The organism is Pseudomonas sp. GW821-FHT04D07 (assembly GCF_059420225.1).
In genome coordinates, this window is record NZ_JBWKTH010000012.1 from 15,279 (window position 1) to 27,974 (window position 12,696).

Annotated in this window: 12 protein-coding genes; 8 read left to right on the forward strand and 4 right to left on the reverse strand. The window is 62.8% G+C overall.

Annotation, left to right across the window (positions count from 1 at the left end):
• Positions 1-53 precede the first annotated feature (53 nt).
• On the reverse strand, positions 54-797 hold the full coding sequence (locus AC07T0_RS16050) for a GntR family transcriptional regulator (RefSeq protein ID WP_495002120.1): 744 nt from the start codon (positions 795-797) through the stop codon (positions 54-56).
• Between the two features lie 143 nt (positions 798-940).
• Here AC07T0_RS16050 and AC07T0_RS16055 point away from each other — a divergent pair, with 143 nt between their 5' ends.
• The 5 genes from AC07T0_RS16055 (at position 941) to AC07T0_RS16075 (ending at position 6,412) form a co-directional block, all read left to right on the forward strand.
• On the forward strand, positions 941-1,789 hold the full coding sequence (locus AC07T0_RS16055) for an ABC transporter ATP-binding protein (protein ID WP_495002121.1): 849 nt from the start codon (positions 941-943) through the stop codon (positions 1,787-1,789).
• Positions 1,786-2,787 (forward strand): ABC transporter substrate-binding protein, encoded by a 1,002-nt coding sequence (locus tag AC07T0_RS16060; protein WP_495002122.1) that lies wholly within the window; start codon positions 1,786-1,788, stop codon positions 2,785-2,787. Before AC07T0_RS16055 ends, AC07T0_RS16060 begins: the two co-directional genes overlap by 4 nt.
• A gap of 8 nt (positions 2,788-2,795) precedes the next feature.
• Positions 2,796-3,545 carry an ABC transporter permease gene (locus AC07T0_RS16065; protein ID WP_495002123.1) on the forward strand — a complete coding sequence of 250 codons (750 nt, stop codon included), beginning with the start codon at positions 2,796-2,798 and terminating at the stop codon, positions 3,543-3,545.
• A gap of 49 nt (positions 3,546-3,594) precedes the next feature.
• A complete protein-coding gene (locus tag AC07T0_RS16070) occupies positions 3,595-5,964 on the forward strand; it encodes a CehA/McbA family metallohydrolase domain-containing protein (protein WP_495002124.1) in 2,370 nt (789 codons plus the stop codon).
• A gap of 118 nt (positions 5,965-6,082) precedes the next feature.
• Positions 6,083-6,412, forward strand: a complete 330-nt coding sequence (locus AC07T0_RS16075) for a DHCW motif cupin fold protein (RefSeq protein WP_495002125.1) — start codon at positions 6,083-6,085, stop codon at positions 6,410-6,412.
• On the opposite strand, the gene AC07T0_RS16080 is transcribed toward AC07T0_RS16075, so the two are convergent.
• The 3 genes from AC07T0_RS16080 to AC07T0_RS16090 are packed head-to-tail and all read right to left on the reverse strand — an operon-like array spanning position 6,399 to position 10,033.
• Positions 6,399-7,367: an FAD:protein FMN transferase gene (locus tag AC07T0_RS16080; protein ID WP_495002232.1), complete on the reverse strand. Its 969-nt coding sequence runs from the start codon at positions 7,365-7,367 to the stop codon at positions 6,399-6,401. The two genes, AC07T0_RS16075 and AC07T0_RS16080, sit on opposite strands and share 14 nt — an antisense overlap.
• Positions 7,357-9,537, reverse strand: coding sequence for a PepSY domain-containing protein (locus tag AC07T0_RS16085; protein WP_495002126.1), 2,181 nt, complete (start codon positions 9,535-9,537; stop codon positions 7,357-7,359). Before AC07T0_RS16085 ends, AC07T0_RS16080 begins: the two co-directional genes overlap by 11 nt.
• A 25-nt stretch (positions 9,538-9,562) precedes the next feature.
• Positions 9,563-10,033, reverse strand: coding sequence for a DUF2271 domain-containing protein (locus AC07T0_RS16090; RefSeq protein WP_495002127.1), 471 nt, complete (start codon positions 10,031-10,033; stop codon positions 9,563-9,565).
• A 197-nt stretch (positions 10,034-10,230) separates the two neighbouring features.
• On the opposite strand from AC07T0_RS16090, the gene AC07T0_RS16095 reads away from it, so the two are divergent.
• The 3 genes from AC07T0_RS16095 to AC07T0_RS16105 all read left to right on the forward strand — a co-directional run bounded on the left by AC07T0_RS16095 (position 10,231) and on the right by AC07T0_RS16105 (position 12,663).
• On the forward strand, positions 10,231-10,890 hold the full coding sequence (locus tag AC07T0_RS16095) for a response regulator transcription factor (protein ID WP_495002128.1): 660 nt from the start codon (positions 10,231-10,233) through the stop codon (positions 10,888-10,890).
• Positions 10,887-12,230, forward strand: a complete 1,344-nt coding sequence (locus AC07T0_RS16100) for an ATP-binding protein (RefSeq protein ID WP_495002129.1) — start codon at positions 10,887-10,889, stop codon at positions 12,228-12,230. The genes AC07T0_RS16095 and AC07T0_RS16100 overlap by 4 nt, the downstream gene beginning before the upstream one ends.
• A 136-nt stretch (positions 12,231-12,366) precedes the next feature.
• On the forward strand, positions 12,367-12,663 hold the full coding sequence (locus AC07T0_RS16105) for an EcsC family protein (RefSeq protein WP_495002130.1): 297 nt from the start codon (positions 12,367-12,369) through the stop codon (positions 12,661-12,663).
• Positions 12,664-12,696 lie beyond the last annotated feature (33 nt).

Genomic DNA, 12,696 nt, shown 5'->3' on the forward strand with positions numbered 1-12,696 from the left:
ACCTGTTGTCGGCGCTCGCCAGGCCCAGGAACAGGCCTGGGCGTCCCCTGGTTTCAAGGGCTGGGGCTGGACTTGAACACACCGCTGAGGACAAACGCATAACGCTCCGGGCGGATAAAGAAGGTGGTCCGATCACAGCAGCGGCCGTCGGCAAAATACGAGGTGCGTTCCATCACCAGCAGCGCCGCGCCGCGTTTGACATTCAGGGTATTGGCCAGGTGTCTGTCGGCCTCCTGGGCGCGAATAGCCATATCGGCGCGGGTGACCGGGGAGCCGGTGATCGACTCCAGGATCGCGTAGATCGGACGGTTCTCGACCGCGCTCCAGACCACGTCCGCCAGTGCGGCCGGCAGATGGCTGCGGCCCAGGGCAATGGGTTCGTCGTCGACAAAGTGCAGGCGCTCCAGCAACAGGCAGTAATCGGCCTCTGCAAACAGAATGCGCAGCGCCTCGGGAACCGGCTGCAACTGATAATCGAGGACGCGCATGCTCGGCTCGAGACCTTGCAACAACAGCGCCTCATGAAAGCTGCGCAGGGCATCGAGACCATGGCGGACCTGCTTGGCGGCGACAAAGGTACCTTTGCCTTGCTTGCGTTCCACCACGCCATCATCGCTGAGCTTGCCCACGGCCAGGCGAACGGTCACGCGGCTGACCGCAAAGCGCTGACCCAACTCGGCCTCCGAGGGCAGCTTGCCGCTGGGCTCATAGGCGCCGCGCTGAATCTCCTCCAGCAACTGGTGGGCGATCTGTTCGTAGAGCGAGGTGCTGCTGTCACGAAGAATGGGCGTGGACACTGCGGGGTTCCGTGATCGAAGAAGCGTCGTGCTCAGGGTGCGGCCTTCACTTCTAAGGTTATAAAAATAGGTTATTGGGACGACTTGTATTAATACGTATTATGTCAGGTATTCCCATTGTAGACGACCTGATGATACTTGCCATGCCAGAAACCATCCTTCGTGCGCCACCGCCGGCCGATGCATTGAGCGTCGAGCACATCAGCTTCAGCTACGCCAATGGGCAACGGGTGTTTTCCTCGTTCAGCCTGAGCGCGGCCCCCGGCGAGTTTGTTGCGATCCTCGGGCCGTCCGGCTGTGGCAAGACCACCTTGCTGAACCTGTTGTCGGGTTTCGTCCAACCGCAGGCGGGGCAGATCCGCCTGAACCAGGCCACGGTGAGTCCCGAGCGTTCGGAGTTGGGTTATGTGTTCCAGGCGCCGCAGTTGTTTCCCTGGCTGACGGCCCTGGAGAACGTGCGTTTCGGCTTGCGCATGGCCGCCGATGTCAGCGAGTCGCAGCAGCGTGAGCAAGCCATGCAGTACCTGCGCCTGGTCGGCCTGGAGCAGGCCGCGCAGCGCTTGCCGCATCAGCTTTCCGGTGGGATGCAGCAGCGTGTCTCGTTGGCTCGCACCCTGGCACTGGAGCCGGAGGTATTGCTGATGGACGAGCCGTTCGCCGCGTTGGACGCCATCAGCCGCAACCACATGAATGAAGAAACCCTGCGCATCTGGGCCGAGCTGGGCCAGACCGTCTTGTTCATTACCCATGATATCGACGAGGCGGTGTTCCTCGCCGACCGGGTGATTGTCCTCAATATCGCGCCGGGCGGTATTCACAGTGAACTGAAGATCCAGCTGCCACGCCCGCGCTCCAATCTGAAAACCCGCCGCTTGCCGGCGTTCCTCGATTACCGCAATGAGCTGATGGAGCGTATTTCCCAGGTCATGGCGTTGTCCGAGGCCCGCGTTTGTTCTCCCTCTCTCTCCCTTGAAGCCGAGTCGATCCAATGATCAAACCTACGCTGCTTGCTCTTTTATTGTCGATTGTCGCGGTGGCCGGCAGTTCATTGGCTGTCGCCGGGGAAGCCAAGCCGCTGCGGGTGGGATATGTCTTTGCCATGGCCAATGCCCCGGCGTTGATCGCGGACAAGGAGGGCTATTACCAAGAAGAAGGCCTGAACGTAGACCTCAGGGCACTGGGGGATGGTCCGGTGATTCAGCAGGCGCTGGCCGCTGGTGAACTGGATGTGGCCTATGTCGGCACGCCGCCGGTGTACCAGTGGTTTTCCCGTGGATTGCAGAGCCGGATCCTGGCCAAGGTCAATTACGGCCAGGCGGCGGTGATTGTCGACAGCAAAAGCCCGATCAACTCATTGGCCGAGCTCAAGGGCAAAAAACTCGCGGGGGTCAAGAAGGGCAGTGGCATGGACGTGCTGCTGCGCGGTTATGTGCTCAAGGAGAAGGCCGGGCTCAACCCCGACCATGACCTCGACATTATCGACATGCCCCCGGGCAATATGAACGCCGCCCTGGAGCGCGGCATCGTCGATGCGGCGTTTTCCTGGGAACCCTTTGTCAGCCAATCCTTGCTGCGCGGTTCGAGCCGGGTCCTGTTCGATGTCAACCAAGCCTTGCCCCAGTACCCCTGGTACGTGGTGATCGCGTTGCCGAAAACCTTGCAGGAACGCCCGGATGACGTGGTGAAACTGCTGCGCGCGCATCGCAAGGCCATCGCCTTTCTCAACGAGCATCCCGATGAGTCGAATCGGATCATCGCCGAGGCGTTCAAGCTCGAAGCGGTGCAAGGGCCCGATGGCAAGACCATCGCCCCACAAACCATTGTCGCCCAGGCCCGCACCCGACTGGGTTGGTCGGCTGACCTGGAGGTCGCGGACATCCAGTTTATCCAGCGCCTGATGAACTATTCCCATGACCTGGGCTTTATCGACAGCACGCTCAAGACCGAGCAGATCGTCGACACCACCTACCTGGAAAAAGCTTCGCGCTGAGTCTGCCCATGTCCTTGCCAAAACCGAATTGGGGATGGGCGTCGTTGCCATTCCTGCTATTGATCTGGGTCGCCTTGGCCAGTCGTTTTCCCACCTACATCCTGCCGCAGCCTTGGGATGTCGCCCGCGAGGCGTTGCGCTGGCTGGACGACGGTTCGCTCTGGCAGCACCTGCGAGCCAGCGTCCTGGAGGAGCTCGGCGGGTTCTGCGCGGCGGTCATCGTCGCCATGCTGCTGGGCGCGGCGGGCGGATTGTCCTCGCGTTTTCGCGACTTCATCGCGCCGCTCAACAGCCTGTTCATGGCCATCCCACCGATCGCCTGGGCGCCGTTGATCATGATCATCTTCGGCCTGGGCTATGTGTCCATCGTGCTGGTGATCTTCATTGCCGCGGTGTTCCCCATGGCGGTGACGATCCAGGAGGGCGTGCAGGGTATTCGCGGCGGGGAAGTGCGCGCGGCCCGCACGCTGGGCGCCAGTCCCTGGCAGTTGCTGGCCCATGTCTACCTGCCGGCGTCACTGCCGTTCGTCACGGCGGCCCTGCGCATCGGTTTCAGCCAGGGGTGGCGGGCGCTGGTGGCGGCGGAAATGATCGGCGCCTCCCAGGGCATTGGCTGGATGGTCTCCACCGGGGGCCAGATCGGCAACAGCAGCCAGGTGCTGCTGGGCATTGCCCTGATCGGGCTGATCGCCTGGCTGATGGAGAGTTTCGTGTTCCGGCGCATCGAGCGTCATTACCAGCAATGGCGCGAGCGATAAGTCGCCGGTGCCCCCTTCAAACCTTCAATGATCCTGTACGAGGTGTCATGTGAGTAACCTGTTCGATCCCCGCGAAGCCGGGCATTACATAGCCCCGCAAGGCCTGTACGAACGCAACAAACAACGGCCGTTCCTGGGGGCGATCAGCTGTGATCGCCAGACCCTGGTGGCCGGCCAATGGGACGAAATCACCCTGGTCTACGAGGTCGGCGGCAGCGGGCTGGCGGACGGTGCCTGGTTGAAGCTGGCGTTCAAGTTCTACTCCGACTGGGCCTTGTTCCAAACCTCGAACCCGGCGGGTCCCAACTACGTCAGTGCCGAGTATCAGGCCGGGGAGTTGGTGCCCGGGCAGAGCCAGGCCACTGTGCAGCACCTGAAGGTGCGTTTCGACCAGAAGGGCCATGAGCGGCCCTTCCAGAAAGCGCTGATCATCGACATCGTCGACGGCTACCTCAATCCTGGTGACCGCATCGTCATCCGTCTCGGCGACCGGCGCCAGGGTGGCGCGGGCACGCGGGTGCAGAGCTTTGTCGAGAAGGACTTCCGCTTCCGCCTGTTCATCGATCCGCTGGGCAGCTCGAAGTTTGCCGAGGTCCCCGGTGATGTGTTGTTGGATATCGTCCCGGGGCCGGCGCAAAGCGTTCAATTGATCGTGCCGCGGTTGGTCAGCGCCGGCGAGGCGTTCGACGTCCTGCTGCGGGTCGACGATGCCTGGGGCAATACCTGCCGCCAGTTGCCGCTCGAGGGCCTGCTGAGCCTGACCGGTCCGCAAGGCGAACAGCGGCAGCAGCCGTTCCGCCTGGCAGCCGAAGGTTGGGCGATTGCCCGGCTTGAGGGTGTGAAGTTCGGCGCGGTGGGCGAGTGGCAATTGGCGGCCGAGGTGCAGGGGCCGTTTGTGCGCGGGGCCCGGGCCTTTGTCACGGTCGATCCGGCCGGTAGCGCATTGCGCCCGCTCTATGCGGACCTGCATGTGCACTCCGACGACACCGTGGGCACCAACGACACCTTGTACAACCTCAGTTATGGTCGTGATGTTGCAGGGCTCGACGTGCTCGGTTATACCGCCAACGATTTCAATATCACCGAGCAACGCTGGGACCAGGCGGTCAAGCTGATTCACCAACTCAACGAGCCGGGTCGATTTGTCTGCTATCCCGGCACCGAGTGGTGCGGCAACTCCTGTGCCGGCGGTGATCGCAACGTGGTGTTCCTGCACGATCGCAAGCCGGAGTTTCCTTTTGACAACCAGGGCCGCCTGGTACGGTCCTTCGAATGGAACGAATTCACCGCCGGGACCATCAAGCCCGGGGCTTGGCCAGTGGACGAGTTGTATGCTGCCTATGCCAAGGACCCTGAAGGCCATCTGATGATGCCGCATGTGGGCGGGCGTCGTTGCAACCTGGACTGGCATCACCCGGAGCTGGAGCGTCTGATTGAAGTGGGGTCGGCGTGGGGGCAGTTCCATTGGGTCTATGCCGAGGCCCTGCAACGTGGCTATCGGGTCGGGGCCGCGGCCAACAGCGACGAGCATCAGGGCCGTTGCGGCGGCGGCGTGCCGGCCACGGCGGTGTTTGGATCGCGCGGCGGGCTGACCGGCGTGGTCGCCGAGCGTTTTGACCGTGCCAGTGTCGGCAAGGCATTGCGTGCCCGTCGGACCTTCGCCACCACCGGTGAGCGCGCGTTCGCCAGTCTGCGCCAGGGTGCGCACTTTATGGGTGAAGTGTTCACTGCACGGGCCGATGCGACGCTGGATTATCGTTTGCTGGGGGAGGCGGGCTGGGAGCAGGTCGAACTGTTTGACGGCGAACGGCGGGTCTGGTCGCGCAACCTGCATGAGGAACTGGGCTTCTCCGGTCACGGCATTCGCCTGCGCCTGGGTGGTGCACGGATCAAGGACCGTTATCGCGGTGCCTACTGGACCGGCGAGATCCGCGTAACCGGTGCGGTGATCAAGGGCTTCCGGGCATTGGGTCTCGACCATCCCGAGCAGACCGTATGGCGCAAGGACGCGACGACACTGGCGTTTCGCACCGATACCAATGGCGATACCGACAGCATCGAAATCGACCTGTCGCAACTGGCTGGCGCGACCTTGCAGATTCAAAGCCGTATCGACAACTACATCAAGGTCGGCGACCCGTCCGAGCCGCAACCTTATGTGCACGCCCCGACACTGCTGATGGAGTTGCCCGGTGAGCAGTTGCTGGCGCGAGGGCAGGTGATCGAGGAACTGCCGGGGGCGGAGTTGAAGGTGTCCCTGGAGCGGACAACCGATGCGTTGTTACCGCGTGAGGTGCAGGGGACGATCGAATTGGCGGCGTTGCAGTTGGCGGCGGGGCGTGAGCATCCGTTGTTCATTTGTGCTCGGCAGCGGGATCAGTCGAGGGTTTGGACTTCGGCGTTGTTTTTGACGGTGTAGGAGTCCGTCTGGACGCGGAGGGCGCCAACTCGCGGCGTTCGATCCTGCTGATCTGTATCTATTCAACCTCGCGGCGGCTTGATACGGTCTGTGGCTCTTTTCTGCGAGGAATAACTCCATGGATCTTACGGCTATCCCCTTCGGTACTACGGATTGGTCGACTATCGAGCCTGTCGCCCATCCGGGCCAGACGGGGACCGCCTATTGGCGGACCTGTCAGTTTGGCAGTGCTCGTGTGCGGATGGTCGAGTACAGCCCCGGATACCTGGCCGACCACTGGTGCTGGAGAGGGCATATCCTGTTGTGCCTGGAGGGCCAGTTGGACACCGAACTGGAAGATGGTCGCCGGTTTACCCTGTCCGCGGGGATGAGCTATCAGGTCGGCAATAATAACGAGGGGCATCGCTCGTCCACTGCGTGCGGAGCGAAATTGTTTATTGTGGATTGAGCTCTGCAACCTGTAACGTCCCATCAGAAACGTATATTTCCTTGAGCTTTTGCCCGTCGCGTAATACGAATAAGGCAACCATTCCGCGTTCCTGAGCCAAGCGTGGACCTGCCTTTTCGCCCAGTACCATCAGCGCCGTGGCCCAGGCGTCGGCGAGCAGGCCGGTTGGCGCCACTACGGTGACGGATGCGAGGGTATTGCACAACGGTGCGCCGGTCGCCGGGTCCATGGTGTGGGCATAGGAGCGACCGGCTAAATCGACCCATTGTCGATAGTCCCCGGAGGTTGCAATGGCGGCGTCGCTGAGATCCATCACCCCCATCACTTCACGTACGCCCCGGTTGGGCTTTTCCAGGGCCACGGCCCAGGCGCTGCCGTCGGGTTTGAGACCACGAGCGCGCATGTCGCCGTCGATACCCACCAGGTACCGGGTGATGCCAAAATCTTCCAGGCTACGGGCCAGTTCATCGACGCCGAAACCCTTGGCGATGCCGTTCAAATCAAGGTTCAGCGGCGCGCGCTTGCACACCTGATTGCGTCGTGAATCGACCACCAGGGCCGCGCTCGCCGATCGACGGGCTGGCGACGGGCTGGTCGCGGACGGCTGTAGCATGACCGTCGGTTCGCCGGGGCCGAATCCCCAGGCGTGTACCAGGTCACCGACAGCGATGTCGAAGGCTCCGTTGGATTGCTGGCTGATACTCAGCGCCGCGGACAACACCTCGATCATTTCTCTGGGTACCGGCACCCATTCCTGTTCGGGGGCGGCGTTGAGGCGATTGAGATCGGAGTCGGCCTTCCAGGTTGACATCTGCTGATCGACTCGGCCGACGGCGTGCGCCAGGTCCCGGCCGATGGCATCGACATCGATCCCGGTATCGGCGTAGAACAAGGCCGTGTAGCGGGTGCCCATGGTTTCGCCATTCAGGCTGTAGCGTTGCAGCTCAGTAGACATCTTCACGGTAGCGTCCTTGTGTCTTCAGGGTCAGCACACTGAGCTCTAGAGGCGCGAGTACTTCATCCAGCGCCTGCATCACGCCCTTGGCCATTTCGCGACTGCCACACACCAATACCTGCGCGCCTTTCTCAATCAACCGGCGCAGGGCCAGTGCATCGTTGATCAGCCTGTCCTGTACATAGCTGCGGTCCTGGGCCTGGGAAAAGGCTGCGCGTAACGCCGTCAGACGCCGGTCCGCCAGGTAGCGCTTAAGCTCCGGTTCGTAGAGAAAGTCCGAGGCCGGGTGGCGTCCGCCCCAATACAGGTGCATCGGGTGCCGGTCCTTGTTGTTACGGATAAAACCGGCCAAGGGACCGATACCGGTACCGGCGCCGATCAGAATCACCGGCTGGCTGCCCGCCGCCGGGCGAAATTGTGGGTTGGGCTGGATAAAGGCATCGATCTGCGCGCCCATTTCCAGGTCATGCAGAAACGCCGAGCACACGCCGTCTTCGTGTTTACGCACGCAGATCTCCAGCACTCCGTCCTCCGAACGACTGGCCAGCGAGTAGAAACGTGGCACTGCGCTGCCCGGGGGCAGGACTCCGACCAGGTCGCCGGCCTGGAAGCTCGGTAGCTCGCCGGCGGCCTTGAAGCGCAGCACCTGGGTCGGCGCATTCACCTGTTCACCGTAGACGGTGCGTTCGGTCAACAGCAGTGGTTGGGTGCGCGGACGTTGGGGGGCATGGACCAGTGTCAGGTCATGTCCCAGTTTCTCACCCAAGGCATGGCCCCAGCGGGCGAACTCCTGGGAGGATTGGCGGTTGATGGTTTCAAGTTCCAGCAACGCCGTGCCACCGGCTTGCAGCATTGCGTCCTGGACTTGATGGGCGAACTGGCAGAAGCGGGCAAACTGTCGATCGCCAAAGCCCAGCACGGAAAACGGCAGGCCGGGTTTGACGCCCGTCTCACCGAGTCGCGTCAGGAACCGCGCCGCCGAGGCCGGCGCATCGCCGTCGCCGTGGGTCGCGGTGAGAATGAACAGGCGCTCGGCGCCGTGGTATTCGCCAGTCCATTCATTCATCGAGGTGCTGTGTACCCGATGACCGGCCTGGTGCAAGGTTTCATGCAGGGACTTGGCAAAACCCCAGGTGCTGTTGTTTTCGCTGCCGACCAGAATCACACAGTCGGCCGATTGCGCATCGCTGTTGTGGCCCAGCTGCGGCCCGCTCTTGCGGCGGCGCCACCACAGCAGGATGCCGGTCACGCTCATCAACGGGACGCACAGGGCGCAAGCGCCGAGCGGCAGGCCGAGCCACCAGAGGCCTTCAGCGGTATGCAACTGGTACATCCATTCGTAAGCGTTGTGCATCGCGTCGTGGGCCTGATAGGACAGCCAGGCGCCGTTGGCCGGGTCCACGTAACCGTCGCCCTGGGCCGTGCGCAGGGTAAATACGTCCCGCGGGTTGTCGGGGCTTGGGTAAACCAGCTCGCGCAGATCGTTCAGGTCGGTGCTCCGCAAGGCTTGCAGGCTCGCTATCGGTAAGGCTGGGGCGGCGCTGACCTGACTGGGGAAGGGCGGTTCATCCTGGCTACCGTCGGCGACCAGCCCCAGGGTCGTGGCGGACATGTACAGCCCGCTCAATGCCGACAGCAGCAGGCCGAGCAAAGCCAGGCGCCCGATTTCCGAGTGCCAGCGCTGGCTGAAGGTTCCCCGCAGCGGACGTAGCAAATTGCGCCAGCCACCCAGGCGCCGCGCCAGCAATAGCGCGCCAGACACCGACAGTATCAGGATGAACAGCGCGCCGACGGCGGATACGGCGTGGCCGGGTACGCCGAGGAACAGCGAGCGATGCAGGTCTTTCACCCAGCGCGTGAAGGACGACGGCGCATAGGGCGCCAGGCCCAGGCCGGTCAATGGGTCGACGATGTCCATCGCGGCTTGGCCGTTCTGGTTGTGGTAGACGATCACCGTTCCGGACGTGGTGCGGCGGATCTGCTCCACGCCAGGGAAATGCTCGGCGACGCGCCCGACCAATTGCCCGACATTGACTTGCCCGGTGGCGCTCGGAGCGCTATGCAGGCGCTCCAGGGCCGGGTCAATCGACAGCAGTGCGCCGCTGATGGCCAGGAGCATAACCAGCAGGGCGGCCACCAGGCCGGGCAGTGAGTGGAACTGGCGAAGCATGTTCAGCCTCCAGAAACGGCAGGTATTACAGGTCGTAGGTAAATGACTTTACGTAGGTGCTACCGGTGGTTGGCCTGCCCGCCCCGTTGGCGGTCAGGGGCACGCTGACGTCGGCGCGGCCTTCGCGTTGGTTCTCCACGGCGCTGTCGACGCGAATCTGAAACCCGGCATCGATCAAAGTGTCCGCCAACTCAACGCTGACTTTGAGGGTGTCGCCGCTGCCGACGCTGGCACCGCTGATCCCATCAAATTCAGCGGGTTTTTGGCCGCTGCCACGGGCCCAGTCGCTCAGGTGCCGGTAATACTTGGCCTTCCGGCCGGCGACCCAGAGTGTTTTCTGGTACTGGCCATTGCCGTCGGTGAGGTAGATCGCCAGATAGGCCTCGCTACCGCCGTAGTCCTTGAGCTGGGTGGTCAGGGTCACTTCACGGGCCTGTGCCAACTCCGGCAGGGCAAGGGCGCCGACGAGGCAGGTTGCAGCAATGAGGGTCTTCATGACGGTATCCTGTTTGAGCTGTGTGGCCAGAGTCTGGAGCTGCCGGCTGACAGCAACCTGAAGCTTTGGAAATAGCTGCCGGAGGCGGCGTCTGTGGCATACCCTAGAGCGCATTCCTGACAACCACCTGAATCTTCAGGTTCACGTCAGCAAAGGCAGCTAAGGTGTGCCACGACAACCATCACGAGAGGTGCCGCATGCGGGTTTTGCTGGTCGAGGACGCAGTAGGGCTGGGGGATGCGGTGCGCGAGCAGATCGCCGATGACGGCCACGCCGTGGATTGGGTGCAGTGCCTGGACCATGCCCGCAGTAGCGTGCGCACCACGCCTTACGACTTGATCCTGCTCGACCTGATGCTGCCGGACGGTCGCGGGCTGGACTTTTTGCGTCAGCAGCGCTCGGCGGGGGATGTGACCCCGGTGATCATCCTGACCGCCCAGGATCAGATATCCGAGCGCATCGCCGGCCTGAATGCGGGGGCCGACGACTATCTGGTCAAGCCCTTCGATCTGTTTGAACTCTCGGCCCGGGTGGCCGCAGTGGCCCGACGCTATAGCGGTAATCCCAACCCGCACATCAGGCTTGGCGAGCTGCAGGTCGATATGAGCGCCCGCACGGTCCTGCGCGATGGTCTGATCGTCGACCTCACGGCCCGCGAGTGGGCGCTGTTCGAGGCGTTTGTCCAACGTCCCACCGCACTGCTGTCCAAGTCACAGCTTGAGGAGCGGTTGTATGCCTTTGGCGCCGAAATCGAGAGCAATACCATCGAGGTCTATATCAGCCGTCTGCGCAAAAAACTCGGCCGTGAAATGATTGAAACCGTGCGCGGCATGGGCTACCGGTTGATGTCCGAATGAAACCTTCCGCAAGTCTGCAGAAACGCCTGGGCGTGGGTCTGACCCTGGGCATGACCTTGCTTTGGCTGGGGGGGACCGTCGGCGCCTGGCTGGTGGTGCAACATGAGCTGAACGAGGCGTTCGACAGCGCGCTGGAAGAAACCGCGCAACGCATCCTGCCGCTGGCGGTGCTGGAAATCGGTAGCCGTGAACGGGGGCCGGAGGCACAGCACGTGCCTACCCTGAGAATGCACAAGGAATATCTGGCTTACCGGGTGCGCGATGCCGCTGGCGAAATCCTCATGCAGTCCCATGACGCCAGTCCGAAGATCTTCAGCAAACCGCCGAGCGAAGGCTTTTCCACGACGCGTCAGTACCGCCTGTACGGCGCCAGTGCGCGGCATGGAGAGGTATTCATCGAGATCGCCGAGCCCCTGAGCCATCGTCGTGAAGCCGCGCGTGAAGCACTGGTTGCCTTGTTGCTGCCGTTGCTGGCGCTGATTCCCATCAGTCTGCTGGGCACCTGGCTGTTGGTGCGGATCAGCCTGCGCAGCGTATTGGCCTATCGCCGGGCTGTCGAGGTTCGTGGTGTCGGTGATCTTTCGCCGATCAAGGTGGCCCGCCTGCCGGCTGAAATCGATCCGCTGGCCGAGGCGGTCAATCACCTGCTGGAGCGCTTGCGCAAGGCGTTGGAGACCGAGCGCAGCTTCACCGCCAACAGCGCCCATGAATTGCGTACGCCCCTGGCCGCGACCCTGGCGCAGATCCAGCGACTGCGCCACGAGGCCCCCGAAGGCCCGTTGCGCGTGCGTGCGACAAAGATCGAAAGCTCCCTGCGGGAGTTGGCCCGGCTCTCGGAAAAGCTTATGCAACTGGCCAAGGCCGAAGGCGGCGGGCTGTTGTCCGAAACGCCTCAGGACCTGATTCCCTTGCTGGCCCATGTGGTCGATGAGTGGAAGCACAGCAGTGGTCGGCGGATCGGCTTGCAACTCCCGACCCAGGCCAGTGTTTTTGCGGCCATCGATCCGGACGCCTTCGGCATCCTGTTGCGTAACCTGATCGAGAATGCGTTGAAATACGGCGCGGCGGATCAGCCGGTCGAGGTCAGTCTCACCACCCAGGGTCTGTTGCGGGTGGTCAACGGCGGGGCTGCGGTGCCGGAGCCGGTGTTGCGGCATCTGACCGAGCGCTTTGTAAGGGGCAGCAGCGAGACCAGCGGTTCGGGGCTGGGCCTGGCGATTGCCAAGAGCATCGTCCATGGGGTCAAGGCAAGCATGACGTTAGCCTCACCCGCGCCGGGCAGGACCGATGGTTTCGAAGTCGCCATCCAGTTTCAGCTCGCGCCGACCCTGTCCGCTTGAGCGTTGCCGACTGACGAAAGCGAGTCGAGGTTGGAGCGGGCAGCCAGTCAGTTCTGGGCACGCAAGATCTCTTCATCGCCGTGGAGCTTGGACAGTGACCGCACCTTGATACGACTCGGAAACCGGTTATTACACCGTGCGCGCGGCGTTGGCGAAGTCCCTGTCGGATGGTTCGGTACTCAAGTTGATCGCTGCCATTGCCGAGCGATTCAGCATCCATGTGGGCGAGAAAGCCGCCGCGCAAGCCATACCGGCGATCGGCGCGGTGGGCGGTGCGTTGATCAACCTGGCTTTTATCAATCATTTCCAGGACATGGCGCGCGGGCACTTCATTGTCCGGAAGCTGGAAAGGCGCTACGGCCAGGAGGTGGTCCGGCAGCTCTGCCAGTCCCTTCCCATACGGGGATCACAGAGCTATCGCGTGACCCTTTGAGGCGGGCGCGCCTGCTCGGCAATCACCCGATTG